Annotated in this window: 17 protein-coding genes; 10 read left to right on the top strand and 7 right to left on the bottom strand. The window is 60.9% G+C overall.

What is annotated here, in order from left to right:
* Window positions 1-139: 139 nt before the first annotated feature.
* Window positions 140-1,429: an MFS transporter gene (locus tag ACP7EW_RS17760; RefSeq protein WP_133075594.1), complete on the bottom strand. Its 1,290-nt coding sequence runs from the start codon at window positions 1,427-1,429 to the stop codon at window positions 140-142.
* A gap of 433 nt (window positions 1,430-1,862) precedes the next feature.
* On the opposite strand from ACP7EW_RS17760, the gene ACP7EW_RS17765 reads away from it, so the two are divergent.
* The 3 genes from ACP7EW_RS17765 (at window position 1,863) to ACP7EW_RS17775 (ending at window position 8,970) form a co-directional block, all read left to right on the top strand.
* Complete coding sequence (locus ACP7EW_RS17765; protein ID WP_003176975.1) at window positions 1,863-2,267, top strand: acyl-CoA thioesterase; 405 nt, start codon at window positions 1,863-1,865, stop codon at window positions 2,265-2,267.
* Window positions 2,268-2,325: 58 nt separating this feature from the next.
* The gene (locus ACP7EW_RS17770; RefSeq protein WP_426218618.1) at window positions 2,326-3,225 is read left to right on the top strand and encodes a D-hexose-6-phosphate mutarotase; all 900 of its coding nucleotides are present in this window, start codon (window positions 2,326-2,328) and stop codon (window positions 3,223-3,225) included.
* Window positions 3,226-3,426: 201 nt separating this feature from the next.
* A complete protein-coding gene (locus tag ACP7EW_RS17775) occupies window positions 3,427-8,970 on the top strand; it encodes a hypothetical protein (RefSeq protein WP_426218620.1) in 5,544 nt (1,847 codons plus the stop codon).
* Here the strand turns inward: ACP7EW_RS17775 and ACP7EW_RS17780 are convergent.
* The 5 genes from ACP7EW_RS17780 to ACP7EW_RS17800 all read right to left on the bottom strand — a co-directional run bounded on the left by ACP7EW_RS17780 (window position 8,967) and on the right by ACP7EW_RS17800 (window position 12,644).
* Complete coding sequence (locus ACP7EW_RS17780; RefSeq protein WP_269132336.1) at window positions 8,967-9,503, bottom strand: DUF3299 domain-containing protein; 537 nt, start codon at window positions 9,501-9,503, stop codon at window positions 8,967-8,969. The two genes, ACP7EW_RS17775 and ACP7EW_RS17780, sit on opposite strands and share 4 nt — an antisense overlap.
* A 77-nt stretch (window positions 9,504-9,580) precedes the next feature.
* Window positions 9,581-9,826: a GlsB/YeaQ/YmgE family stress response membrane protein gene (locus tag ACP7EW_RS17785; protein ID WP_016978642.1), complete on the bottom strand. Its 246-nt coding sequence runs from the start codon at window positions 9,824-9,826 to the stop codon at window positions 9,581-9,583.
* Window positions 9,827-9,931: 105 nt separating this feature from the next.
* On the bottom strand, window positions 9,932-11,017 hold the full coding sequence (locus tag ACP7EW_RS17790; RefSeq protein WP_028618517.1) for a 5-(carboxyamino)imidazole ribonucleotide synthase: 1,086 nt from the start codon (window positions 11,015-11,017) through the stop codon (window positions 9,932-9,934).
* An 11-nt stretch (window positions 11,018-11,028) separates the two neighbouring features.
* Window positions 11,029-11,520 (bottom strand): 5-(carboxyamino)imidazole ribonucleotide mutase, encoded by a 492-nt coding sequence (gene purE / locus ACP7EW_RS17795; protein WP_003176980.1) that lies wholly within the window; start codon window positions 11,518-11,520, stop codon window positions 11,029-11,031.
* Window positions 11,521-11,723: 203 nt separating this feature from the next.
* Complete coding sequence (locus ACP7EW_RS17800; protein ID WP_038845510.1) at window positions 11,724-12,644, bottom strand: LysR substrate-binding domain-containing protein; 921 nt, start codon at window positions 12,642-12,644, stop codon at window positions 11,724-11,726.
* A gap of 182 nt (window positions 12,645-12,826) precedes the next feature.
* Between ACP7EW_RS17800 and aspA the strand changes: the two genes are divergently transcribed.
* The 7 genes from aspA to ACP7EW_RS17835 all read left to right on the top strand — a co-directional run bounded on the left by aspA (window position 12,827) and on the right by ACP7EW_RS17835 (window position 25,164).
* A complete protein-coding gene (gene aspA / locus ACP7EW_RS17805) occupies window positions 12,827-14,251 on the top strand; it encodes an aspartate ammonia-lyase (protein WP_028618519.1) in 1,425 nt (474 codons plus the stop codon).
* Window positions 14,252-14,630: 379 nt separating this feature from the next.
* The gene (locus ACP7EW_RS17810) at window positions 14,631-16,076 is read left to right on the top strand and encodes an alanine/glycine:cation symporter family protein (protein ID WP_426218624.1); all 1,446 of its coding nucleotides are present in this window, start codon (window positions 14,631-14,633) and stop codon (window positions 16,074-16,076) included.
* Window positions 16,077-16,151: 75 nt separating this feature from the next.
* Complete coding sequence (locus ACP7EW_RS17815; RefSeq protein ID WP_426218626.1) at window positions 16,152-17,129, top strand: asparaginase; 978 nt, start codon at window positions 16,152-16,154, stop codon at window positions 17,127-17,129.
* A gap of 110 nt (window positions 17,130-17,239) precedes the next feature.
* A complete protein-coding gene (locus ACP7EW_RS17820; RefSeq protein WP_426218628.1) occupies window positions 17,240-21,859 on the top strand; it encodes a hypothetical protein in 4,620 nt (1,539 codons plus the stop codon).
* Window positions 21,860-21,921: 62 nt separating this feature from the next.
* On the top strand, window positions 21,922-22,914 hold the full coding sequence (locus ACP7EW_RS17825; protein WP_426218630.1) for an AraC family transcriptional regulator: 993 nt from the start codon (window positions 21,922-21,924) through the stop codon (window positions 22,912-22,914).
* Window positions 22,915-23,035: 121 nt separating this feature from the next.
* Window positions 23,036-24,076 (top strand): histone deacetylase family protein, encoded by a 1,041-nt coding sequence (locus ACP7EW_RS17830; protein ID WP_426218632.1) that lies wholly within the window; start codon window positions 23,036-23,038, stop codon window positions 24,074-24,076.
* Window positions 24,073-25,164 carry a polyamine ABC transporter substrate-binding protein gene (locus ACP7EW_RS17835; RefSeq protein ID WP_426218634.1) on the top strand — a complete coding sequence of 364 codons (1,092 nt, stop codon included), beginning with the start codon at window positions 24,073-24,075 and terminating at the stop codon, window positions 25,162-25,164. The genes ACP7EW_RS17830 and ACP7EW_RS17835 overlap by 4 nt, the downstream gene beginning before the upstream one ends.
* On the opposite strand, the gene ACP7EW_RS17840 is transcribed toward ACP7EW_RS17835, so the two are convergent.
* Window positions 25,165-26,703, bottom strand: coding sequence for a PLP-dependent aminotransferase family protein (locus ACP7EW_RS17840; protein WP_426218636.1), 1,539 nt, complete (start codon window positions 26,701-26,703; stop codon window positions 25,165-25,167). It abuts the gene before it with no gap.
* Window positions 26,704-26,746 lie beyond the last annotated feature (43 nt).

Here is a 26,746-nt window from a genome sequence, read left to right on the forward strand (position 1 = left end):
AAGTATCGGGAGGCCGTGTGAACACTCTATGTCTGGAATGTGACAGTTAGATGAAAGGCCACTATTGGCAAGGAGAAGGGGCGCAGCGAGGAGTTGCCATCGCTCCCACGCAGGGCGCGGGAGCGATCATGTCAAGGAATCAGCGCGAACGCTTCCACAGATACCCACCCACCACCATCCCCATCACACACAGGGCGGCAACGTAGTAGGCCGGGCCCATCGGGCTTTCCTTCATCAGCAGCGACACCGCCAGCGGCGTCAGCCCGCCGAATACGGCGTAGGCCACGTTGTAGGAGAACGACAGGCCACTGAAGCGCACCACAGGCGGAAAAGCCTTGACCATCACGTAGGGAACGACGCCGATGGTGCCCACGAACAGGCCGGTCAGTGCGTACAGCGGGAACAACCAATCCGGGTGGGCCATAAGGCTGTGATACAGCGTCCAGGACGTCGCCAGCAGCAGCGCGCAACCGGTGACCAGCACGCGGCCGGCGCCGAAGCGGTCGGCTAATGCACCGGAGGCGATGCAACCCAGGCTCAGGGTAACAATGGCCAGGCTGTTGGCCTGCAGCGCAACGGTCGGGCTGAAGTGGTAGACGGTTTGCAGCACGGTCGGGGTCATCAGGATGACCACCACGACGCCAGCCGACAGCAGCCAGGTCAGCAGCATCGACAACACGATGGCGCCACGGTGATCACGCAGGACCGCGCGCAATGGCAGTTCGGCGGCCAGGGTCTTGCGCTGCTGCATTTCGGCAAAGATCGGTGTTTCATGCAGCCAGCGGCGCAGGTACACCGACAGCAGGCCGAACACGCCGCCAAGCAGGAACGGAATGCGCCAGGCGAAATCCGAGACCTGTTCCGGGCTATAAAGGGTGTTGATCGCGGTGGCCACCAGCGAACCCAGCAGAATGCCGGCAGTCAGGCCGCTGGTCAGGGTGCCGCAGGCGTAGCCGATATGGCGCGGCGGTACGTGTTCGGAGACGAACACCCAGGCGCCTGGCACTTCACCACCAATCGCAGCGCCCTGGATGATGCGCATCAGCAGCAACAGCACCGGTGCCCACAGACCGATCTGCGCGTAGGTTGGCAGCAGGCCCATGATCAGCGTTGGCACGGCCATCATGAAGATGCTCAGGGTGAACATTTTCTTGCGGCCCAGCAGGTCGCCGAAGTGCGCCATGATAATGCCGCCCAGGGGGCGCGCCAGGTAGCCGGCGGCGAAGATGCCGAAGGTCTGCATCATGCGCAGCCATTCGGGCATGTCCACGGGGAAGAAGAGTTTTCCGACCACGGTGGCGAAAAACACGAAAATGATGAAATCATAAAACTCCAGCGCCCCGCCCAAGGCAGACAGCGACAGGGTTTTATAGTCGTTGCGGGTCAGCGGGCGCGAAGGTTGCGCACTGCTTGCGGGCACGGAGGACATGGCAAGGCTTCTCTTATAGTAGTCGGGACGGCAAGCCCGGGACTTGCGGCAGGCTTGGCAAGATAGCAAATCGCTAGAAAAAGCACAGCGTTGAGCGAATAACAGTTCAAAGACGCTAAATATTCCCCTTTAACTGCGCACAGAAGCACAGTTGCCGGAAAAAGCCGCGATACAGCCGCTAAATGCCGACCAAATGAACGCCCAGAGGTCGTCGTGGCGCCAGGGTCTCGATATACTCGGCCCCTGCAAGCGCCAGAACCGCAGTCTTGAGGGGCTGCTGTGCCAAAACGCCGTTGGGTGCCATCCAGCCGATTTGGCAGAGTTTCCCTTTAGTACGCCTTACGAGAAACGCATCACGCGGTGTATGTTGGTGCTGAAACGTTTTTTTCGAAGACGGCTATCCACTAAGCGTTACGGGTCAGAGGCCCTCGGCATGATCGAACTCGAACAAGAAGATCCTATCCCGCAAGGCGATCTCGCCCTGCAAATCACCGCGCTCCCGCGTGAAACCAACGGTTTTGGTGACATCTTCGGCGGCTGGCTGGTCGCACAGATGGACCTGGCCGGCACCGCCATGGCCAGCAAGGTTGCAGGCGGGCGTGTGGCAACCGTGGCCATTGATCGCATGGCGTTCCTGGTGCCGGTCGCGGTGGGCGCGCAGCTCTCCTTTTATACCCAGGCCCTGGAGATCGGCCGCAGCTCGATCCAGATGATGGTCGAAGTGTGGAGCGACGACCCGCTGTCCAGCGAATGGCGCAAGGTGACCGAGGCGGTATTTGTATTCGTCGCCATCGACGGCAGCGGTCGCACGCGCTCGGTTCCTTCGCGCGCACGTTAAACCTCGCCGGGATTTGACGGTCAATTGCCCCATTGCCTGCCACCAAGAGTGTTTTGTTATGCCAACGCCCCACGTTGAAACCGTGAAAATCGACGAGCTGGACTGCTGGCGCATCCGCCACAACGGTGCCGAACTGATGGTGGCGCAGCAGGGCGCGCATATCTTCAGTTACGGACGCGATGGCGAACAGCCGCTGATCTGGCCGAATCCTGAAGCGGTGTTCAAGAAGGGCAAGGGCATTCGTACCGGCGTGCCGGTGTGCTGGCCGTGGTTTGGTGTATTCGACCGCAACCCTCAGAGCGTCAAGGCGATGCGCCAGAGCGAGCAGCCCGCCGGCGCCCACGGTTTCGTGCGTACCGCGTTGTGGGAATTGGCCGCGACCGGGCTTGAAGGTGACGCGCTGCGCGTGGATCTGGCTCTGCCGGTCCCTGCAGGCGGCTTTCCTGGCTGGCCCCATCCGGTTGACCTGACACTGAGCCTGCTGCTGGATGAGCAACTGCATATCCGCCTGACCAGCCACAACCGTGGCACCGGTACCGTGACCCTCAGCCAGGCGCTGCACACCTACTTCGCCGTCAGCGATGTTCGCAACGTGCAGGTCGAAGGGCTGGACGGGCATGCCTATATCGATACCGCAGACAATTGGGCCGAGAAGACACAATCCGGCCTGCTGCACTTCACGGCCGAGACCGATCGAATTTACCTCGACACGCCGTCACAGTTGAACATCGTCGACAAAGACTGGCAGCGCCGCATTCAGCTCACGGCCGAGGGCTCGAAGTCGACGGTGATCTGGAACCCCTGGACCGAGCGCGCCAAGGCGTTCGACGACATGGCCGACGATGGCTGGCCAGGCATGCTGTGCATCGAGACGGCGAATGTGCTGGATGATGTGGTGGTGTTGGCCCCGGGGCAAAGCCACACGCTGGCGGTCAGTATCACTGCAGCCCCGTTGTAATCTTCCTCGCGGGCACCCCGTTGATGGATGCAGGTCCGGCGCACTGCCCTTTGGTGCGGCGGATCGCTGCATCATTTATGTAGAGCCTCAAGTCTAAGCAGCCTCGTTATGGTGCAAAAAACGCATCTGACAAAGGCCCCTTCGATGACTCCTTCTCTCCTGGAAGTAACACAACAGCCTCCCGCCCACGTGGCCCAACTCATGGTCAAGTGGAACGACGCAGTCACAGAGATCCTCCGCGCCCAACCTTCACTGACCTTTTGCGCCAATCAGCTCGTCCTGGAGGCGCTCGCCAAATCCCTTGATAAGCACCCCACCGAACACCTCTACCTGAAAAATCCTGAGGACTCCCTGATTGATTCGCCCAGCGCGAACGACAGGACGCTGAAAACTCTGGCGCAGGACGCGCTCCATCAATGTCGGATTCCGGCGTATTACCACCAGCGCAGTGACTTCTATCTCTATAAAAACGGCGCATTTCTGCGACTGGGTGACGCGGGCCATATAGCAATCAGAACCCTGATGAATCAGTTGCTGGGGGTTGAGTACTACCTCAATGACCTCAATCAGTTCTGGAGTGCCAATCATAGCGCAACCCAACAATCTCGTAGTACCTATATCGCTCAAGCCCTCGCGCTTCTGATCCAGTGCGAGGCGTCATTGAGATTCGAAACGGCGTCCCTTGACCCAGCCAGTGTCGCGTTGGTCCGGCAACTGGGCACAGCCGTCCTGCCCGGCACCCTGAACCTCTTTCACCTCAACCTGCAAGACACCACAGGACCCGACGAACTGGCGCTGGTCGGTGCGTTCGCCCTGTGCACCTGGCCACTGGATGAACACCGAACCTCCAACCCCACGGTGCTCTACCTGCCGAGGCAAGGCCTGATCGGGTTCACCAGTCCCACGGCGCTGAAGACACATATCACCCGGCTGTTTAAAACAGAGCCTGGGCGTGAACAGCTGCTGGTCAGCCTTGCTCATCGCCACCACCCGGGGTTTACAAGCCTGGCGCCACGGGCCAACAAAGATGCGCGGGTCAATCTGGTGCCGGTCACCGGCGTTGAGCATTTTTTCCACCATCAAGTTGGCCTGTTGCTCAGCAAGCAACGTCAGGATATCGAGTACCACTGGGCCGTTCATCGCGACGCCACGGAGGGCGTGGTGAAAAAAATCGACCAGGCGGCCAGCCTGTTTGCACTGCTGGATTTCAGCCGGCCCATCACGCAGCATGCCCGGCCGCTCTTGATCACCCGCGCCCAACAAAGGGGAGCTGCGGTTGCGGCCCAGCAGCAGTTGATGCAAACACAGGCCGACCGACTGATTGATTTCCCTGGCCTGCTGACCCAGTTGAACAGCCTCCAGGCGGGGGCTACGCAGCAACCACTGGCAGATGCGTTCTTTACGCCTCATCGCCAATCACCGCTGTTCAAGGCATGCGCGCGGGCTGTAGAGGTGTTGAATAAACTCGAGGAAGACAGCGACTTTGCAGACTGGATGCGCCAACGATCCAGCCCGGCCGAGATCGACTGGTCGCCCTTGCGGGTGTTGGAAAAGCTCGTCAATAACCAGCCAGCGTTGGCGGACTCGCCGCTGACCCGCTTTACCGTTCAGGGCGTGCTGCTGCCCCTGAGCACGGTGCCGATCTATTGGCGCAACGATGTCAACGTCTTGATAGCGGCGCGACGGGACGTCGGTGACGGCATTCGCGCAGACGGCACAGTTCGGCTGGAGCTTGCGCTCAAGTTCTATGGCGTTCCCATCGACGCAGACAGCCCGCTGCAACACGTGGTCGAGCGACTTCAGGAGCATGCTGCCTCGCTGTCGCTGGGCCTGGATGCAGGCGAACTGCCTTTTGATCAGCTTGTGGACGAGCACGATGATGCCAGCCTGCAACAGCGGCTATACCAGCAACTACTCGCCGGTAGCGGTTCCATATTCAGGCAACTGACCCTGCACTTTCTGACACCCCAACGCGAAGCCCAGGCGCTGAAGACTCCCACAGTCGTGCTCGAACAGTGGTTCAAGACGCGCCAATGCCTTGAGTTCGCCAACCAATTGGTCAAAGCATTGGACTGGTACACCGCCGAGGGTGAAAACCCACCGGAGAAAGTGCTGCGCAACCTGGTCTGGCGCACGCTTTGGTTGAATTTTGAACGCCCAAGCGGCAAAGTCCGGCTGACTGTCGCAGGAGTGGAAATAGCCACGCCTCTGCACTGGGGCTATAGCTACCGCTACATTCATCAACAACTTGAGCAGTCCCTGCGCCACAACTGCCAGCTCACGCCCGGCGGCGTGCAACTGGCCAAGCGCCTGCTGCAACAGGCTTCCGCTTCGGAGGTTTGGGTAAGGGATATTCCCGACGACCTGTATTACGCCAGTTCCATCGCCTGGGTGAATTTCAAGGCAGCCGTAGCGCTTGCACACGCCATTACACCCGGCTCGGCTCAACACATGACCTTCCCACAACTGCTCGGCTTACTGGCCACAACAAGCGAGCGCGCCACGCCCGAGCAAACACTGGTGATCGCGCTGGCCCGGCTGGAGCCCACGCTGGAGTGGGCCAAAGCCAACGGCGTACTGCCTAGCGCAAGCAATGAATACACACCTGAACAAGCCCAATTGGCCGTAGAAGCGTTGGAGCAGCACGAGCAGGAGATAACCCAGGCCACAGCAACCATTTCCCAAGCCCCCCCTGGCCGCTGGCGTTTCACCACGGACGCAGCGTTCGAACAAGGGTTCAATGATTACCTGAGCGGCGCCAAATCAGCCTACCAAACCTTTATCCGAGCGTTGCTGCCCAACCTGCCACTGCCTGACCGCAGCGCGATCGAAAACGGCGAGGTCACGCTGTACGCCCTGCGCCAGGAACTGCAACACGTGACGGTTGAGCGCGAAACCCCACAGAACATCGCGGCCGCACGGGGACGTCACGGCTTTATCATCCAGGCCCGGGATAAGCACCGCACCACTTACTATGAGGTGTTCCCTCGCGCGGCAGTGATACGTGCGCGTCCAGACATTCAAACACTGACGGTCAATGGCAAGGTTGTCGTGGAATCCACCGGCGGCTCAAGCCGCTCGGGTAAGGCAGCCTTTCGCCGCGCAACGCCCATGCCGTTCGACTGGGCCGCGTATCAACAGGGCCAGCGCCCCCGTGAAGCGGTGTCCAGCCTGCTGATTGCCGAGCCCATCGGTCAAGTGTTGCCAGCCACTGCGCCAGCCCCTTCGGAGTACATGCGGGCAGCACAAACATTGACCTCGGCGCGCAGTCGACAACTGGCCGCCATCGTTGCCGATGCGCTGTTTCACACGGACGAATCCCAGCTCAAATTATCCGCCAAACGCAACACCTCACTGGTTGAGGCGGCACAAGAAACCATTGACGACTTTATCTTCTACGCCAAGATGCTGGTGCCTTTCTGGGGCGGGATAGAGGACATCGCCTCGGGCGATCCACAACGCGTGGAGAGCGGCGCGTTGTCGCTCTTCACCGACGCACTCTCCTTCGCCGCCCCCGTCGGCAAATACGTTGGCGGTTCGGCGCGCCTGGTTGCACACGCCGGGAGGATCAGTTTTCAGGCGGCGCTGCCGAAGTTCGCGGCACTCACCAAAACGTTTTTGCTCGCCTCCCTCAAAGAACTCAACCCGCTGGAAGCCGTACCGTCCCTGCTCAAGATCGGCGGCTTGAGTGCGCTGCGGCTCAGCGTTGCGGCCGCACGCCAGGTGGACGCGGGCCTGGCGTTGCTAAGGAAGACCCTCGTCAAACCATCGTTCACGCCCTCTGGCCGAACGCTACAGTCGGTCGACCCACAAGCCTGGAAACCCCTTGAGACGCAGGACAGTCTGTTTACCGTAGAAGGCATCGACCATGTGCCCATGCGCAGCGTCGGCACCGATCTGCTGCCGGAGTACCGCCTGATCGACCCGCTGACCAACCAAGCGTTCGGCCCCCGCTACATCCCGTTTGGCGAAGAGGGACTGCAACGTATCCCGGATCTCGATGACTACATCGCGCCCGTCGCCTATGAGCAAACCGTGGAGTTCAGCCGTCGGGCCAACGGTATCTACGATGGCAAGAATCAGCAGAGCTATGTACGTGCCCGCGGCCAGTGGTACGCCGTCGAAACCCGCCACAGCCTCGCGGGCGACACAGAGTTCTGTATCGTTCACCCACACAACAAGACACGTCCCGTGCACCGCATCGTCAATAAGGACGGCGCGTGGGTACCGGTCAGTGAAAGTGGGCATGGCGGGGGCAAGAAGCTGAAGAAGATCCGAGCGGCAAACGCTGAACGGGATACCTACTACCAGACCGCGCACGCGAAGATGGAGAGAGCGACAGCCGCACTGGATCAGGCGACCCAATCGCAAGCGTTCAATATGAGACACCCGGTCTATGACAAATCGCTGCTGCACTTCGAAGCTGCCCAGCAACTGGGCCTGGTACACAAGAAAAACAACGAGCTGCCCGTGTTCAAACCCCAGGCCTACATCGCAGTGCCTGACTTCGGCAGGTCGCAGCTAATCAACAGCATTGAAGTGGCCAACAGCCTCAGCCCGCGCTACGCAGCAATCATTGATGACTTGGAAGGGTATTTGGCGGTTCAACAAAAGAACCTTCAGCCGGTGAAGGATGCTGTCGAACAAGAGGGGCCCTTGAAAACGTTAATCGACGCTAAACAGCGGGCGGTTAACACCGTCACAGCACAATCCACTGTCTTCAAGTCGCTACTGGACGAAGACTTGGAACAGATGCTCGCCACTCTGGAAACACTCCCGACGGATAAGGCCGGACCGTCACGCGCCTTCCCCTCTAGCCCCTTGCCGGCAGCCCCTCCAAATCCTGACCCGCAGAATCGCGTGCGCATCCTGGCGGCAGGCGACCAACCCCGCACCCACATAGAATTACTCGCCAAGCCCAGAGCCGATAATGGCAATGTCGCAGACATCCTCGACAGCAACGGTCAACGTGTCGCTGCCTATATCAAATCCGGCGAGGACAAACTCTGGATCAGGTCTCCCATCCAAATCAAACAGCCCAGCGCAATGGGATCGGCCAGCCAAGTGGATATCGCACAGGAGCTGAATGAGGCCATCAAGCAAATGAAGGACGTGATTGAGGAGCATGATGCGCTCATCGTGTTTTACCGGGGCAAGGTGTCGGCCGAACCGACGGGGGTCGAAGACCGTATCCAATCAGGGGCGACCAAGCTCCGTCAGGGCGCCGATGATCTTGAGGCAGCATGCGCCGCCCTCACCGATGAAGCAGCCCGAAAAGGGCTACTGGATGAAGCACGCGACATCAGGGAGCACGCCGTGCGTTTTAACGTAATGGCGCAACTGCTGCGCGTGGACCTGAGTCTCAAGCAAGCCCCCAGTGTCAAAGCCCTGGAGTTCTTGCGCAGCCAGCCAGAGGTGGTGACCATCCACAAAACCCTGACCCGGGTACCCATCACCCGACATATACCAAGGCCTGGCGCTGAAGGCTGGATGAAGGTCCCAAGCTTCGTGGACGAGTTCAGGATTCAAGTCAAAGGCGAACTGTGGGCTTACGCGCACATGCACTTTGGACAGATGACCGACACCGTCCCTGCCAGAGTCCATCTTGAAACACCGGCGCAGCGTGCATGGGGCCCAACGGCTCAAGTGGATGCCGCTCGCCAAGGCACCCGGATAGAGACGTACCGTGCCGAGATGGATTGGCCATTGGCCAAGCAGGTGTTCTATCCCGACACCCCGGATTAAAGATCCGACTCCTTGACCACCCGTACCTTGCCGGCATCCAACGCGTAGGCGGCGTCCGCCAGGTCGTTGTTGACCTTTTCGACCTTGAGGGTGCCGGTCACCCACAACGGCGTGTAGATATCATCCAGCTTCAAGCCCTTGGGGTAGCGCACCAGCACCAGCTGATTGGGCGGTGGCGGCGGCACGTGGATGCACGCGCCTGGGTACGGCACGAGGAAGAACAAGGTGCTGCGACCCTTGGCGTCGGTTTCCAACGGCACCGGGTAACCGCCGATACGGATGTTCTTGCCATTCATGGCTGCGACGGTCTTGGTCGAATACATTACCGCCGGCAACCCCTTGCTCTGCTTCAAGCCACCTTTATCGGTAAAGGTGCCCTGGGCTTCGGGGGAGTTGTGGTCGATCTCGGGCATGGCTTCGAGGGCTTTCTGGTCGGAAAGCGGCATCAGGTCGAGCCAGTCGGTTTCCGGCAGTTCACCGGCGTGCGCCAGGCCAGGGCCCAGCAAAAGGAACATCAACAAAAGACGGCGCATGGAGAAGCTCGGCAAGTACAGGTGCCGAGCATTCTAGCCCCCTGCGCCTGCGCAGCGCAGAGGACTTTGTCGGCAGATTACTTCTTTTTGATCAGGCCGTAGATCACCAGCAGGATGATCGCACCAACCAGGGCACCGATGAAGCCTGCACCTTGGCCTGCCTGGTAGATACCCAGCGCCTGACCACCGTAGGTCGCGGCCAGGGAGCCGGCGATACCCAGCAGGATGGTCATGATCCAACCCATGCTGTCGTCGCCTGGTTTCAGGAAACGCGCCAGCAGGCCGACGATCAAGCCGATAAAGATGGTTCCGATGATACCCATGGCATTTCCCTCTGATTGAATGTGAGTCATGGCAAAGCCTAGTCAGGCTTTGCCATCCTGCAATCAGAGAGACGGCAACAACCAATGGTTCCCGTCGGACTTGCCTTATTGCTCGGCGATCAGCGCTTCAACCTTGAGGATCTGCGCTTCCAATGTCGCGCGGTCCTTGCAGCGCAGGTTGGCGTGGCCTACCTTGCGCCCAGCCTTGAAGGCCTTGCCATAGTGATGCAGGTGGCAGTCATCGATGGCGATGACTTTTTCCACCGCCGGCACCGTGCCGATGAAGTTGAGCATCGCGCTCTCGCCAACCTTGGCCGTGGAGCCCAGCGGCAAGCCCGCGACCGCCCGCAGGTGGTTTTCGAACTGGCTGCACTCGGCGCCTTCGGTGGTCCAGTGCCCGGAGTTGTGCACGCGCGGAGCAATTTCGTTGGCCTTGAGGCCACCGTCGACTTCAAAGAACTCGAATGCCATCACGCCGACATAATCCAGCTGCTTGAGCACACGGCTGGAATAATCTTCCGCCAGGGCCTGCAACGGGTGGTCGGTGCTGGCCACGGACAGCTTGAGGATGCCGCTGTCATGGGTGTTGTGCACCAACGGGTAGAAGCGGGTTTCGCCATCACGGGCACGCACGGCGATCAGCGAGACTTCGCCGGTGAACGGCACAAAGCCTTCCAGCAGGCAGGCGACGCTGCCCAGTTCGGCAAAGGTGCCGACCACGTCAGCGGCGGTGCGCAGGACTTTCTGGCCCTTGCCGTCATAACCCAAGGTGCGGGTTTTCAGCACGGCCGGCAAGCCGATGCTGGCGACGGCGGCATCCAGGTCCGCTTGGGACTGGATGTCGGCGAAGGCCGGGGTGGGAATGCCCAGGTCCTTGAACATGCTTTTCTCGAACCAGCGGTCACGGGCGATGCGCAAGGCTTCGGCGCTCGGGTACACCGGCACGAATTGCGACAGGAAGGCCACGGTTTCGGCCGGGACGCTTTCGAATTCGAAGGTCACCAGGTCGACTTCGTCGGCCAGTTGGCGCAGGTGGTCCGGGTCGCTGTAGTCAGCCCGCAGGTGTTCACCCAACGCGGCCGCGCAGGCGTCTGGCGCAGGGTCCAGGAAAGCGAAGTTCATCCCCAGCGGGGTTCCCGCCAAGGCCAGCATGCGACCCAGTTGGCCGCCACCGATTACACCGATTTTCATCGTCAACAACCTCAGGCGATGCGTGGGTCTGGATTGTCCAGCACGCTGTCTGTCTGCTCAGCACGGAATTTTTTCAGCACCGCGTGGAACTGCGGGTGCTTGGCGCCCAGGATACTGGCGGACAGCAGGGCGGCGTTGATTGCGCCAGCCTTGCCGATCGCCAGGGTCGCCACCGGAATGCCGGCCGGCATCTGCACGATGGACAACAGCGAATCCACGCCCGAGAGCATCGCCGATTGCACCGGCACGCCGAGAACCGGCAGGTGGGTCTTGGCCGCACACATGCCAGGCAAATGCGCTGCACCGCCGGCACCGGCGATGATCACCTCGATGCCACGGGATTCTGCTTCATCGGCATACTGGAACAGCAAATCCGGGGTGCGGTGGGCAGAGACCACTTTCACTTCATACGGAATGCCGAGTTTTTCCAGCATATCGGCGGTGTGGCTAAGGGTGGACCAATCGGACTTGGAGCCCATGATCACGCCAACCAATGCACTCATCGTCGTGCCTCTTCTCTCTGGGCGCCCGCAGGCGCGTCAAAAAACAACAAGCCACGCGGGAAATCCGGCGTGGCTTGTTGTACGAATTAAGGCCGGTTGGACCGGCCGAAGGCCGCGCAGTATACCGTAATAATCGAGATAAACAGCCCCTTGGATGACCATCTGTCTAGCGGGGCAAACCGGCGGTTTTATTGACTCTGAGGTCAGCGATCCCCCGCCGGATTCTGCGCTGCTCCACCTTCCAGTTTTCGCCACAGCAACCGCACATTCGCCTTACGGACCAAGGCACAGCGATACAGGCGGATTTCCAGCGGCACATGCCATTGCGGCCCGCCGCACACCACCAACTCACCTCGGGCCAACTCCGCCCGCACGCTCAGTTGCGGCACCCAGGCGATACCCAAGCCTTCCAGAGCCATGCTCTTGAGGCTGTCAGCCATAGCGGTTTCATACACGGTGGTAAAGCGCAGTGCACGTTGACGCAACAGCAAGTGCACGGAGCGGCCGAGAAAAGCACCGGCGCTATAGGCCAGCAACGGCACACTGCCCTCGCCTTCCAGGTCGAACAGCGGCTTGCCATCGGCATCGGCGGCGCACACCGGGAGCATTTCGGTGTTGCCCAAGTGCAGGGAGGGGAAGATTTCCGCGTCCATCTGCATCGCCGCGTCCGGGTCGTAGAATGCCAGCATCAAGTCGCAACCGCCCTCGCGCAGGGCATGCACCGCGTCGCCGACGTTGGTGGCGACCAGCCGCGTGGCGATGTTCAGGCCTTCGTTGCGCAACTGTGCGATCCAGCGCGGGAAGAAGCCCAGCGCCAGGGAGTGCGCCGCCGCGACTTGCATGACTTCGCCCTGCCCGCCTTCCAGGTGATGCAAATGGCGCAGCACTTCACCGAGCTGTTCGACCACCGTGCGTGCGGTGACCAGGAACAACTGCCCCGCCGCCGTCAATTCCACCGGCGTGCGCGAGCGGTTGACCAGGGTCAGGCCCAACGCAGCTTCAAGGCTGCGGATCCGTCGGCTGAACGCCGGCTGGGTCACAAAGCGTCGTTCCGCCGCCTGGGAAAAGCTGCGGGTGGCCGCCAAGGCGCTGAAGTCTTCCAGCCATTTGCTCTCAAGGTTCATCACTTCCTCCCACGGGTACGCACCATTTTGGCACACACGCCCGTCATCATAGCTGGGTCACACCCACATTATGCCGTTTGTGCATAGGCCAGTGTTTAACAGCATTGGCCCAAAAACTTCCACAAGCCTAGCATTCGCAGCGTTCCGGCCAGTTCCGGGTCCCTATCGAGATGATTTCCGTCATGTCCTCTGCTGCATCATTCCGTACCGAAAAAGACCTGCTTGGCGTACTCGAAGTACCGGCTCAAGCGTATTACGGCATCCAGACCCTGCGAGCGGTGAACAACTTCCGCCTCTCGGGCGTTCCGATTTCGCATTACCCGAAATTGGTGGTCGGTCTGGCAATGGTCAAGCAAGCGGCGGCTGACGCCAACCGCGAGCTGGGTCAGCTCAGCGAAGCCAAGCACGCTGCCATCAGCGAAGCTTGTGCCCGTCTGATCCGCGGCGATTTCCACGAAGAGTTCGTGGTGGACATGATTCAAGGCGGCGCCGGCACTTCAACCAACATGAATGCCAACGAAGTCATCGCCAACATCGCGTTGGAGGCCATGGGCCACAACAAGGGCGAGTACCAGTACCTGCACCCGAACAACGACGTGAACATGGCGCAGTCGACCAACGACGCCTACCCGACCGCGATCCGCCTGGGTCTGCTGCTGGGCCATGACGCGCTGCTGGCCAGCCTCGACAGCCTGATCCAGGCCTTCGCCGCCAAAGGCGTCGAGTTCGGCCATGTGCTGAAAATGGGCCGCACCCAACTGCAAGACGCCGTGCCGATGACCCTCGGCCAGGAATTCCGCGCCTTCGCCACCACCCTGAGCGAAGACCTGGCCCGCCTGAAAACCCTGGCGCCAGAGCTGTTGACCGAAGTGAACCTGGGCGGCACCGCCATCGGTACCGGCATCAACGCCGACCCACGCTACCAGGCCCTGGCCGTACAACGCCTGGCCACCATCAGCGGCCAGCCGCTGGTGCCGGCAGCCGACCTGATCGAAGCTACCTCCGACATGGGCGCCTTCGTGCTGTTCTCCGGCATGCTCAAGCGTACCGCCGTAAAGCTGTCGAAGATCTGCAACGACCTGCGCCTGCTGTCCAGCGGCCCACGTACCGGGATCAACGAGATCAACCTGCCGGCCCGTCAGCCAGGCAGCTCGATCATGCCCGGCAAGGTCAACCCGGTAATCCCGGAAGCCGTGAACCAGGTGGCATTCCAAGTGATCGGCAACGACCTGGCCCTGACCATGGCAGCCGAAGGCGGCCAACTGCAACTGAACGTGATGGAGCCGCTGATCGCCTTCAAGATCTTCGACTCGATCCGCCTGCTGCAACGCGCCATGGACATGCTGCGCGAGCACTGCATCGTCGGCATCACCGCCAACGAAGCGCGCTGCCGCGAACTGGTCGAGCACTCCATCGGCCTGGTCACTGCACTGAACCCGTACATCGGCTATGAAAACGCCACCCGCATCGCCCGTATCGCTCTTGAAAGCGGCCGTGGCGTGCTGGAACTGGTGCGTGAAGAAGGCTTGCTCGACGATGCCATGCTCGACGACATCCTGCGCCCCGAAAACATGATTGCCCCACGCTTGGTCCCGCTGAAGGCCTAAGCGTTTGTTGCACCGCTCACCAGGTTGAGGGACTAGACACCTCTCACCTTTTGAGGGCCTGAAGGCTCGTTCTTCAGGCCCTTTTTTTTGCCTCAAGGTTGTGAAATGACGCTCATAAAAAATCCAATATCGCCCTGCATGCCCACCTCCCAGCTGAAACCTTTAATCGCCTCGGGCAGACGGATCATGTTCGCCTAGGTATAGTGCCGCCCCTCTTCGCGTCAGAGATCGTCGGTCACGAGGTCCTGGACAGCGCGAAACCGCATGAATAACAACCCGCAAAAGGATTGGGGTCGAACTGCCGCGCACTGCCTGGTGCCATGCGGCGTGGTCGGACCGTCCTGCGTTTGCCATTAGAAAAATCAGCGAGGAACACTCCATGCTCGAAGTCATCAACGACTTCCTCTCAGGGAAAGTACTGATCGTGCTCATTGTCGGGCTCGGCGGTTATTTCACGATTCGCTCGCGTTTCGTTCAATTGCGTCACTTCTTCCACATGTTCTCGGTGTTCAAAGACAGCCTGAAAAGCAGCTCCGACCAACTCAGTTCGTTCCAGGCGCTGATGCTCAGCCTGGCCGGCCGCGTGGGTGCCGGCAACATCGCCGGTGTCGGCATCGCCGTGACCCTGGGTGGCCCCGGTGCCGTGTTCTGGATGTGGGTCACCGCATTGGTGGGCATGTCGTCGAGCTTCATCGAGTGCTCCCTCGGCCAGTTGTACAAGCGCACTGACGCAGAAGGCACCTACCGTGGTGGTCCGGCGTATTACATTCAGCACGGCTTGCAGAAGCGCTGGCTGGGCATGGTCATGGCCTTCCTGCTGCTGGTGACCTTCGGTTTTGCGTTCAACGGCCTGCAAGCCCACGCCGTGACCCACTCGCTGAACAACGCCTTTGGCCTGGACACCACCTACACCGGCCTCGCGCTGGCTGTGCTGCTGGGCCTGGTGTTCATCGGCGGGATCAAGCGTATCGCCTCGATTGCCGACCTGCTGGTGCCGGTCAAGACTCTGGTTTATATCGCCGTGACCCTGTACGTGATCGTGCTGCAATTCGACCACGTGCCGGCCATGCTCGCGACCATCGTCAAGAGCGCCTTCGGCCTCGACCAAGCCTTCGGTGGCCTGGTGGGCAGTGCGATCATCATGGGCGTGAAGCGCGGCGTGTTCGCCAACGAAGCAGGTTTGGGCAGTGCGCCTAACGTGGCGGCGGTGGCTTCCGTTGAACATCCGATCGCCCAGGGCGTGGTCCAGGCGTTCAGCGTGTTCCTCGACACCTTCGTGATCTGCACCTGCACCGCACTGCTGATCCTGCTCTCCGGTTTCTACACCCCAGGCTTCGAAGGCGACGGCATTGCCCTGACCCAGAACTCCCTGGCCGCCGTGGTCGGTGACTGGGGCCGCATGTTCATCTCCGTGGCCCTGGCGTTGTTCGTGTTCACCTCGATCATGTACAACTACTACCTGGGCGAGAGCAACCTGCGCTTCCTGGTCGGCAACAACCGCAAGGTGCTGATGGGCTACCGCGCGCTGGTGCTGGTGCTGATTTTCTGGGGTTCCATCGAGAACCTGAGCACCGTGTTCGCCTTCGCCGACATCACCATGACCCTGCTCGCGTTCGTCAACCTGTTCGCCCTGGCGTTCCTGTTCAAGATCGCCATGCGCATCCTGAACGACTACGACAACCAGCGCGCGGCAGGCATCAAGACGCCGGTGTTCGATTCCAGCCAGTTCCCTGACCTGGACCTGGATCGCAAAGCCTGGCCGGCCAATCCGGTCAAACCGGAAGCGGCGCCATCGGCAGAGCTGAACGCTCAAACGCAGCGCTAAGCGTAGATAGATGACACGCCGCCTCGCCTTGGGCATGCTCTGGGCCGGCGGCGTTTTTCGTTCAGGAGAATCTCAATGTCAGCATCCAACAACGTCATGGTGCTCTACACCGGCGGCACCATCGGCATGCAGGCCAGCGCCAGTGGCCTGGCCCCGGCATCCGGTTTCGAAGCACGCATGCGCGAGCAGCTTGACGGTCAAGCGCTGCCTGCCTGGCGCTTCCAGGAGATGGCCCCGCTGATCGACAGCGCCAACATGACTCCCGCCTACTGGCAGCGCCTGCGCACCGCCGTGGTCGAGGCCGTTGATGAGGGCTGCGATGGCGTACTGATCCTGCACGGCACCGACACCCTGGCCTACAGCGCGGCGGCCATGAGCTTCCAACTGCTGGGCCTGCCGGCGCCGGTGGTGTTCACCGGCTCCATGCTGCCAGCCGGCGTGCCCGACAGCGATGCCTGGGAAAACGTCAGTGGCGCGTTGCAGGCGTTGGGCGCAGGCCTGACGCCGGGTGTGCACCTGTACTTCCACGGCGCAATGATGGCGCCCACCCGCTGCGCGAAAATCCGCAGCTTCGGCCGCAACCCGTTCGCGGCGTTGAACCGCCAGGGCGGCGCTGACCCTGTCGATGCCATTCCACACGCCCTGAATTACCGCCAGCCCAAAGCTCTGGCCAACGTCGGCGTACTGCCCTTGGTGCCGGGTATCGGCGCGGCGCAGTTGGACGCGTTGATCGGCAGCGGCATCCAGGCGCTGATTCTCGAATGCTTCGGCAGCGGCACCGGGCCGAGCGACAACCCGCAATTCCTCGCCAGCCTGCAACACGCGCAGGACAACGGGATCGTGGTGGTGGCCATCACCCAATGCCATGAAGGCGGCGTTGAGTTGGATGTCTACGAGGCCGGTAGCCGCCTGCGTGGCGTCGGTGTGTTGTCCGGTGGCGGCATGACCCGTGAAGCGGCATTCGGCAAGCTCAACGCACTGCTCGGCGCCGGGCTCGACAGCCAGGAAGTGCGCCGCCTGGTGGAACTGGACCTGTGCGGCGAACTGCGCTGAATAGCCGGCCTACATAAGCACCACCGCGCCTGGCATAGGGCTTTCTAGCATGGCAACACCCCAGACCTCTCCTGGGGCTGTTGCCATTCTTTCGCCTGTCAGGACGCGCCATGACCACACCCTCGTCAACCTATTCCCACCAAACCCTCACCGATACGCTCGTCACGCAAATGTCCACCGGACCGGCGTTTCGCGAAGTGGCCGCCACGCTGCTGCGCGAGCAATTGAAGGACTTGTACCCCACCCTCGACATCGACCCGAACGTGACCATGGTGGGCGCCCCGCTCTGGGGCATTGACGATGGCCACGTCGTACCCGTCGACCGCCACTACCAGGCGCTTACCGATATCCTCGCGGCCCAGGCGGTGCTGGCAGTGCCCGCGCTGTATATCGAAGGTGAACACTTCCTGACCCAACTGCCGATCATTGAGCCGGCGGTGCACTTACCAGTGCGCATCCTCGACATCGCTGGCCTCATCAACATGCTGGCACCGGTGATGTTGCGCGCTTATCAACAGGCGCAGATGGAGTACTGGAACGCTTCGGAGGCCGATAGCGGGCCGCGCTGGCACGCGTTGTCCACAACGCTGCGTGATTTCTGGAATGTACAGCAGGCCGGCGGTTTGAGTGACGACGAATGCGAAATGGCACGCCAGTTATACCGCACGCCGGACTACGCACAACGCAGCCTCAACGACCCACAGGCCGTGAAGGCCTACGTGATTGATATCGACCGGATCGACGACGACGGCAAGGTCACTCACCTGGATGAGCATCTGATCAGCGTCTTGATCAGCAAGCGAAACGGCCATGAGGTGATCCTCACCCATTCACTGCTCGGGAGTTTCAAGAAATACACCAACCTTGAGCAACTGGGCCAGGACCTGCCACAACTATTGAGCAGCGCATTGGGGGGGATGAAAGTGCAGTGGCGCCTGGTGGAACCCGGCGGCGATTTTTTCGACTACCTGGCCTGTGCCTTCATCAGCCTTCAGATCATGGCCATTGGCAGTATCAGCTTTTCTGACCTGCGTGAGCCGGGCGCTTCCCAGCAAAGCCTGACACAAGCGCCAACGCCTCAAGCCACGCTCAGTGAGTCCGACTTGCAGCAGTATGTGGATGCCCTGCCCGACTGGCTGACCGAGGCCTCCGCCTCGGACCAGGACGCCTTCTCACGCCATCTCAAGGACCTCGCAACCCTACACAGCTTGAATCGGGGAAAGCGCTATCAAGACGACCTGAGCCCGATCCGGCAATACACCCTGGACCAACTCAACGCCGAGATGCTCAAGGACCACCCCGAAGCCTCGACGCAGTGGCTGGATAACCTTGATATCGTGGTGCGCAGCCCCGTGATCTGGGGCTTGTTCCCGGTGCCCGGACAGTTCGACACCACCCAATTCAGCCTGACCGAGCTGGCCTTGCAGAACCTGATCGCATTGCCCCAGGGCGTCAAAACCCTGCGCCAGCGTAACCCGCAGACACTGCCTGACTGGCTGACCCTCGATTACCTGGAAAGCCTGATCAGCCGTGTCGACATCGGCAACACCTACCCGGCCCTGGTCAAGACAGTACTGTTAGACGATCCCCTGGAATCTGCGCGCCGGCAGTTGCTCTACACCCAGCATTTGCGCATTCAACTGCCGCTGCTGGCCCTGCAATGCAAGATCCGCGACGAAGGTGGGATCAATGAGCAGGGCTATCGCTACATCTGCGCCCTGATGCAGGCCGCCCCCGCCGATCGCGAGGTGGATGGCCAGACTATTGTCATCCGCCCGCTGGGCTTTGTACCGACCCGACGGCTAGACACCACCCCGGACGTGGTCGCCAACATGTTCGTGATCGGCCCCCAGGACATGAGCGCAGGTCCTTGCTTGCTCTATCGGCCGCTGCTCGACAAACCGCTGTCGCAATTTCCGTCACCGGACAATCTGCTCTACGCCCTGCAGCAATCGATAAGCCTGCGCGAATCGGTACTGGCCTGGCTGCCCGACCGCACCCGCGATGACTACGCCCAATTCGTGTTCCCCAACGACCTGCCCTCGCCTTGGGCGGTCGCCACGTTCGTGCTGGACCCGCTCAAGGCCTTGGCGATGAGTGGGCCGGTAAAACTGAGTCAGAACGTCGTGATCGGCGATCTATTTGCCACCCTATACAACGCCAATGCCAACGCCCTGGTAACCCTGGCTGACCGGCAATCGGTGTCCAATACCGAGGCACGCTGGGCCACGTTCAAGCGCATAGGCTGGGCAATCTTCAACGCCGCCCTGCCGTTTCTCGGGCGCATCACGGGCACGGCGGCCTGGATCTGGCAGATCATGGAGCAACTGCAAGACGTGGTCGACGCCGAGGCACACCCCGAGCAGGCGTCGCCCTGGGCCGCCCTCGCCGACCTGCTGCTGAACATCGGCATGGCCATCACCCTGCACTGCGTTACCCATCGCTCACCGGGCCTGGCAAACAAAGAAAAACCCTTACCGATAGCACGTCCTCAACCGCCAACCCGGCTAAAACCGGAAATTGTCCGCAAACTCGCGACGATCAGTTCCGACACCCTGGGGCCACACGACCGTCCCCTGTATATCAGTGGCGCGGTCAACCGCACACCGACGCGACTGGCCACCGTGCTGGACAGTTTCAAAGTGACCAAACCCGACACGCTCGGCGCCGTCAACGACAAGGCAGGGGCCCATCAACATCTGTATCGCGGCGGCCAACACTGGTATGCCCCCGTGGGTACACGCTGGTTCCAGGTGCTGGTGGATGAGAACGACACCGTCTTGATTGCCGACCCCGCCCGCCCCGAACGCACCGGCCCGCCCTTGATCCACAACAGCCAGGGCCAATGGTTTGTCGATACGCGCCTGCGCCTGCGCGGCGGCGGCCCCAAGCTCATGACCCAGAAGGCCCGGGACCTGGCCAAGAAAAAGGCCGATGAACTGCGCGAGAAACTCAAGGCCTTCGAAAACCGCAAGAAAACCGCACAAGGCGAGTTGCAACACGCTCGCCGTGAATTGGACGAAGGCTCCTCCGCGTCGGCCGATACCCTTCGAAGAACCTACATCCGGACCCTCGAGACCCAGCGCACGGATTACGAGTCTGCACTGCAAATGCTCAAGGAGATGAACATTTATGAGCCCAGCGCCGCTTACGCGCCCAAGGCCCTTAGCTACATCAAGGCGCAGACCAAAATGACCCAGGCGGCAATAGCCGAAATCCTCGCCCTGTTCACTCCCAAATGGCGCACTGTGTACGAGCAGCTGCAACACCAGGCCGAAACCGCCCAACAGCGCCCGGTGGAGGACTTCCGCGAAATGCGCGACCTGACCGGCAGGCTGCTTATTCAACTGGAGTACATGCGCGGCCGCTTCACTGAGCTCAAAAGCCTGGGCAAAGACGGCGCGCTGCTCTTGAGCACCCTGAAAAGCACTATGCCGGTGTATACACCTGATGACCTCAGGGCAATCCGCGTGACGCTCAACCGCAACCTGTGTCTACCCCGGTACACGTTTACCACCGAGCCCGCCGCCTGGGTGGAAATCGATCGGATCATCGACACCGCAGACATCGCCGTTCAATGCTTGCATGACACACTGAAGGAGAGCAGTGACCGCCGGCTGGATGAGCGCATTGACACCTTGAGCAACCTGATCGAGCAATTCCAGTTGATTGACGAGCGCTTGCAAGACTTTCCCGTGGAGTTCTCCGAGAACGCCATCACCGATCAGTTGCTCGAATTGCGTGGCGAATTGACTGAGTTCCAGCGGCGCGCCGTCAAAAACCTGGCCGTACTGAGTGCGCGAAGAAGCTTGTTCAGAAGCAGTCCCACCCCACCGTCGACCCCGCCGCGCCCGGCGAAACAGTTTATCCATACGCGTTACCACGGCCTGCTGATCGGCGAGCCGCGCTTGAGCAGTACCGGCCTGGAAACCGGCCTGGTGGATATTCGCTCGCCGCTGACCCATCAAATCCTGTCCACTTACCATGAGAAAAGCAAAGGGGTCTGGGTGGTGCGCGAGCGAACCCCTCCGCCATCCAGAGAGCCGGTGGTATTGGACGTACAACTCAGTATCAGCCAGGGCCAGGCGTTGCTGGACGGGTTACCGGCGTTTCTGGCGCGAGCCAAAACCCACGCCAATCAAGCCGACCGCGCCCCTTTTGGCATCGAATACCTGTATCACCAGCACGCTCGGCAACTGGAGCAGGCCATCAGCACCATCGAACAAGCCCTGACAAAGCGCAACACCACCGAAAGCGACGTCCTGTCGACTTCTGCCAGCGGCGTGACCAAAGCCCTCGATGCAGCCCTGGTCGACCTCAACCAACAGAGCAATCAGCTGGTGCAGAGAACGCTCAAGGCCCACCCGCCCACCGTGTCAGGTCTTGAATGGCTCAAACATCACAACGTGATCACGATCAAAAAGACCCAGGCTCGCCGCCGAATCAAAGGCGCCAAGCCGGATTATCTGGATGAGTACACCATCATCGACCGCGGCAATGACAAGGTGCTTTGGTACGCGCATTTTCACTACAGCACCGGTTGGACGCCGGACAAAGCCTACCTGTCTGCCCGGCTGAAAACCCCGGCGGAGCACGCTCTCGGCGCTGCCGCCGATTCGACGAAAGGCCTGGACCGCAAGCAAACCATCGCGTTCTACCGCAGCGAAATCAGCCTGGAAAAAGCCCGTGAGTTGTTTTTCGATCGGCCAAAATCCACGTCAAGTACCTGATCGCAGCATGGGACGGCATGTAACTTGCTGCCCAACCGGTATCTCTTGGCGCCGGTCTCTCTATGCTGCATTCACACCTGACCACCCTCAACGCCGTGTCCCTGGTCCTGACCACCTTCCAGGACCAGGGCCTGGCGAGCAATGTGTTGCTGGCCGGCAGCGGCATTAGCCTGGCCGACCTGCGCCATGCCGATACACGTATCACCACCTGCCAGGAGATGCGTGTGTGCGCCAATGCCGTAGCCTTGCGCCAGGACATTGGCCTGGATCTGGGCCAGCGCATGCATGTGTCGAGCTACGGTCTGCTCGGCTACGCGCTGCTCACCAGTGCCACCTTAGGTGACGCTTTGCGCCTGGCGTTGCGCTACCCGGCGCTGTTGGGAACACTTTTCGCACTGAGCCTGGTGGAAGATGGCCAGCAGGTCTGGCTGACCGCTGGTGACTATCGGGAAGACCCGGCGCTGGCGGCGTTCAATGTGGAGTTTTGCCTGGTGTCGCTGAAGGTGATCTGCGATGACTTGCTCGGCTGCGCGTTACCCCTGCATGAGGCACGCTTCGACTACCGGGCACCGGTTTACCAAGCCCGTTACGCCGAGCGCTTCGACTGTCCGTTGCGTTTCGACGCCCCGGCCAATGGCTTTGCCTTCGATCAGGAGTGGCTTGCACGCCCCCTGCCCCTGGCCGACGCCATCACCCATCGGGCCATGGCCGAACGCTGCCGCAAGCAAAACTCCGAGTTCACCGGACGTCAGGCCTGGCTCAACCGCGTGCGCCAATTGCTGGCTGACCAATTGCACGCCGCACCGGGCCTGGATGGCCTGGCGGCGCAGATGAACTGTTCGGCGCGTACATTGCGTCGACACTTACAGGCCTTGGGTTGCAGCTATCAGCAATTACTCGACGAGTTGCGCTTTGAGCAAGCCAAGCAATGGCTGGCGCAAGACCAGATGCCGATTCACAAGATCGCCGAGCAGTTGGGCTTCAGCGAAACCGCCAGCTTTCGCCATGCGTTTGTGCGCTGGTGCGGGGTGGCGCCCAGCCTGATGCGCCACTAACGGGCGATTTCCGGTCAAAGCCATTGGCCACATTTATCCCCTTCTGGCCGCTCCTGCCGTTTTCATAATTTCGGTGTGCCGCAACACTGCAAGCACAACAACGAGCCTGCGGGGAGCACCCATGCTGACGATCTACTCCGACGATCACCACCTGCACCACGGACGCTGTGAACTGATGGACGGGCAACTGATGCCCTGCTTCGAAATGCCGTCCCGCGCCGACCATGTGCTGCAACGGGTCAAGGACCGCGACCTCGGCCCGGTGCAGGCGCCGCAGGACTTCGGCCTGGCGCCGCTGCAACGCATCCACAGTCGCGACTATCTGGACTTCTTCAAAGGTGCCTGGGACCGTTGGATCGAGTTCGGCCAGGACGGCGACCTGTTGCCCTACACCTGGCCCGCCCGCACGCTGCGCAGAGTGTTGCCCACCAGCTTGCATGGCCAACTGGGCTATTACAGCTTCGACGGCGGCGCACCGATTACCGCCGGCACCTGGCAAGCGGCCTATAGCGCGGCGCAAGTGGCGCTGACTGCGCAAGAGGCCATCCAGCAAGGCGCTCACAGTGCCTTCGCACTGTGCCGCCCGCCGGGTCATCACGCCGCTGGAGACTTAATGGGCGGTTATTGCTACCTCAACAACGCGGCGATCGCGGCCCAGGCGTTTCTCGACCAAGGCCACAAAAAAGTCGCGATCATCGACGTGGACTATCATCACGGCAACGGCACCCAATCGATTTTCTACGAGCGCAGTGACGTGTTGTTCACCTCGATCCACGGCCATCCGGAAGCGGAGTTTCCGTTCTTCCTCGGCTATGCCGATGAACGAGGCGAAGGTGTGGGCGAAGGCTTCAACTTCAATTACCCGCTGCCGGCCGGTTCCGGCTGGGAGCAGTGGAGCGCAGCCCTTGAAGAAGCCTGCGAGGAGACCGAACGCTATGGCGCCGACATCATCGTGGTGTCGCTGGGTGTGGACACCTTCAAAGACGACCCGATCTCGCAGTTCAAGCTGGACAGCCCGGACTACCTGGCCATGGGCCGGCGGCTCGCTCGCCTCGGCAAGCCTACGCTGTTCGTGATGGAAGGCGGTTACGCCGTCGAAGAAATTGGCATCAACGCCGTCAATGTGCTCGAAGGTTTCGAACAAGAAGGAGCGACCCGATGAAGCTGCTCACCACTCTCGCCCTCTGCGCCACCGTCTTGAGCGGCGCCGTCCAGGCCGAAGAAAAAACCCTCAAGGTCTACAACTGGTTCGACTACATCACCCCCAAGGCGCTGGAAGATTTCAAGGCACAGAACCCCAAGATCAAGCTGGTCTACGACATCTTTGACACCAACGAAGCCCTTGAAGCCAAGCTGCTCACCGGCAACTCCGGCTATGACGTGGTAGTACCGTCCAACGTGTTCCTCGCCAAGCAGATCGAAGCCGGTGTGTTCCAGCCCCTGGACCGCAGCCAGTTGCCCAGCTGGAACCACCTCGACCCCAAGCTGATGAAGCTGATTGAAGCGAACGATCCCGGCAATAAGTTCGCCGTGCCTTACATGTACGGCACCATCCTGATCGGTTTCAACCCGGACAAGGTCAAGGCGTTACTCGGGCCCGACGCCCCCGTCGACAGCTGGGACCTGATCTTCAAGGAAGAGAACATCAGCAAACTCAAGCAGTGCGGCGTGGCCCTGCTCGATTCGCCGTCGGAGATCCTGCCACTCGCCTTGCAACACCTGGGCCTGGATCCCAACAGCAGCAACCCCAAGGACTACGTCAAGGCTGAAGCGCTGTTGATGAAGATCCGGCCCTATATCACCTACTTCCATTCATCCAAATACATGGCCGATATCGCCAACGGCGACATCTGCGTGGCGGTAGGTTATTCGGGCAGCTTTTCCCAAGCCGCCAACCGCGCCAAGGAAGCCAAGAACGGCGTGACGGTGGACATGCGTTTGCCCAAGGAAGGTGCGCCGATCTGGTTCGACATGCTCGCCATTCCCAAGGGGGCGCAAAATCCGCAGGACGCCTACACCTTTATCAACTACCTGCTGCAACCTCAGGTCATCGCGCCGATCAGCGATTTTGTCGGTTATCCAAATCCAAACAAGGATGCGACGGAACAGGTCGACCCGTCGATTCGCAATAACCCCAACCTTTACCCGACCGAGGCAGCGATGGCCACGCTGTATACGTTGAAGCCGTTGGGACGGGATGCCGAGCGCGCCAGGACGCGCGCCTGGACCAAGATCAAATCGGGCACCTGATCAGCCTTGCCAGGCCTGGCGCAACCGCGCCAGCGCCGCGGCAATATCGGTTTCGGGCACTGCCGCAAAGCCCAGTACCAGGCCGGCACGCTGATCCATCGGTGGGGTGGATTGCGACAGCCAGTAGCTGCTCAAACCGTTGACTTCGACGTCGGCTGCGTGGGCCTGGGCGAGCAGTTGCTGCTCGCGGGCCAGGCTGTCCACGCGGACGGTCATATGCAACCCGGCCGCGACATTGGGTAGTTCGCCAACCCCTTCCAGCCCGCTTGGCCAACCGGCCAACAACGTATTACGTCGGCTCAAGGCAGCCCGACGCATGCGCCGGATGTGGCGTTGGAAGTGCCCGGCAGCCATGAACTCAGCCATCACCGCCTGGGTGCTGACCTCAGAGTGGCGCATGTCCACCGCGCGGCGCCGGGCGAAGGCATCTACCAGGCCCAGTGGCAATACCAGGTAGCCCAGGCGCAACGCCGGAAAAGCCACCTTGCCGAAGGTGCCGACATACAGCACCCGCCCGCTGCGATCCAGGGACGCCAGTGGCGACAGCGGTGCACCGGTGTAGCGGTACTCGCCGTCGTAATCATCTTCGATGATCCAGCCTTCCGTGCGTTCGGCCCAGGCCAGCAGTTCCAGGCGCCGCGCCAGGCTCATCACCACACCCATCGGGTATTGATGCGAAGGCGTGACGTACGCCACGCGACAATCTTGCAAGCGGTTGAGCACCTGGCAATCAATGCCTTCGCCGTCCACCGGCACACCGTGCAATTGCCCGCCAGCCAAAGCAAAAGCATGCCCTGCGGCGCGATAGCCGGGGTTTTCCACCGCCACGCCGTCGCCGGCCTCCACCAGCAACTGTGCACAAAGGCTGATTGCCTGCTGCGCGCCACTGGTGATCACTATTTGTTCAGCGGTGCACTGCATACCCCGCGAGCTGCGCAGGTAAGCGGCGATTAATCCGCGTAGGCGGCTGTCACCCGCCGGGTCGCCGTAGCACAGTTGCTCCAGGTCCGGCTTACGCCAGAAAGCCCCGTTCAGCTTGGCCCAGACTTCAAAGGGAAACAGATCGAACGCGGGTACGCCCACCCGGAAGGCCCTTGGAGGCCCCGAGGGAGGCAGCGACAGGTGGTTGGTTTTTATCCGCGCCAAACCGGCCCTGTGGATAACTTCTTCGTCCAAATCTTCAGGCAAATTTGCCAGTTTTGTGGATAAGGCTGGGGATAACCCTGTTGAAAACCCTGTGGATACTTTTGTGGATAGTTTTTTGGCGGTGGGTAGCTGAGCGACATAAGTACCGTCCCCTACCCGGCTCTCGATAAACCCTTCCGCGTACAACTGATCATAGGCACGCACCACACTGTTACGCGAGATCGACAGGGCCGCCGCCAAGTCGCGGCTGGCGGGCAAACGCGTCCCACTGACCAATCGCCCATCCAGTACACGCTGGCGCAATGCTTCATACAGCTGACGCGTCAGCCCCTGACGACGATCCAGCTCGATACCGGCGGGGTTGAACGACAACGGCGGCGTGATGGGCGACATATTGGACCTATGAAATTGGCATTAGATGGCTCTTACAACAGAC

The sequence above is a fragment of the Pseudomonas sp. DWRC2-2 genome, assembly GCF_049897885.1.
GTDB classification, from domain to species: domain Bacteria; phylum Pseudomonadota; class Gammaproteobacteria; order Pseudomonadales; family Pseudomonadaceae; genus Aquipseudomonas; species Aquipseudomonas azotoformans_A.

Coding starts and splice junctions, on each gene's coding strand:
- ACP7EW_RS17760 (WP_133075594.1), bottom strand. CDS start 1,429: ATGTCCTCCGTGCCCGCAAGCAGTGCGCAACCTTCGCGCCCGCTGACC.
- ACP7EW_RS17765 (WP_003176975.1), top strand. CDS start 1,863: ATGATCGAACTCGAACAAGAAGATCCTATCCCGCAAGGCGATCTCGCC.
- ACP7EW_RS17770 (WP_426218618.1), top strand. CDS start 2,326: ATGCCAACGCCCCACGTTGAAACCGTGAAAATCGACGAGCTGGACTGC.
- ACP7EW_RS17775 (WP_426218620.1), top strand. CDS start 3,427: ATGGTCAAGTGGAACGACGCAGTCACAGAGATCCTCCGCGCCCAACCT.
- ACP7EW_RS17780 (WP_269132336.1), bottom strand. CDS start 9,503: ATGCGCCGTCTTTTGTTGATGTTCCTTTTGCTGGGCCCTGGCCTGGCG.
- ACP7EW_RS17785 (WP_016978642.1), bottom strand. CDS start 9,826: ATGGGTATCATCGGAACCATCTTTATCGGCTTGATCGTCGGCCTGCTG.
- ACP7EW_RS17790 (WP_028618517.1), bottom strand. CDS start 11,017: ATGAAAATCGGTGTAATCGGTGGCGGCCAACTGGGTCGCATGCTGGCC.
- purE (WP_003176980.1), bottom strand. CDS start 11,520: ATGAGTGCATTGGTTGGCGTGATCATGGGCTCCAAGTCCGATTGGTCC.
- ACP7EW_RS17800 (WP_038845510.1), bottom strand. CDS start 12,644: ATGAACCTTGAGAGCAAATGGCTGGAAGACTTCAGCGCCTTGGCGGCC.
- aspA (WP_028618519.1), top strand. CDS start 12,827: ATGTCCTCTGCTGCATCATTCCGTACCGAAAAAGACCTGCTTGGCGTA.
- ACP7EW_RS17810 (WP_426218624.1), top strand. CDS start 14,631: ATGCTCGAAGTCATCAACGACTTCCTCTCAGGGAAAGTACTGATCGTG.
- ACP7EW_RS17815 (WP_426218626.1), top strand. CDS start 16,152: ATGTCAGCATCCAACAACGTCATGGTGCTCTACACCGGCGGCACCATC.
- ACP7EW_RS17820 (WP_426218628.1), top strand. CDS start 17,240: ATGACCACACCCTCGTCAACCTATTCCCACCAAACCCTCACCGATACG.
- ACP7EW_RS17825 (WP_426218630.1), top strand. CDS start 21,922: ATGCTGCATTCACACCTGACCACCCTCAACGCCGTGTCCCTGGTCCTG.
- ACP7EW_RS17830 (WP_426218632.1), top strand. CDS start 23,036: ATGCTGACGATCTACTCCGACGATCACCACCTGCACCACGGACGCTGT.
- ACP7EW_RS17835 (WP_426218634.1), top strand. CDS start 24,073: ATGAAGCTGCTCACCACTCTCGCCCTCTGCGCCACCGTCTTGAGCGGC.
- ACP7EW_RS17840 (WP_426218636.1), bottom strand. CDS start 26,703: ATGTCGCCCATCACGCCGCCGTTGTCGTTCAACCCCGCCGGTATCGAG.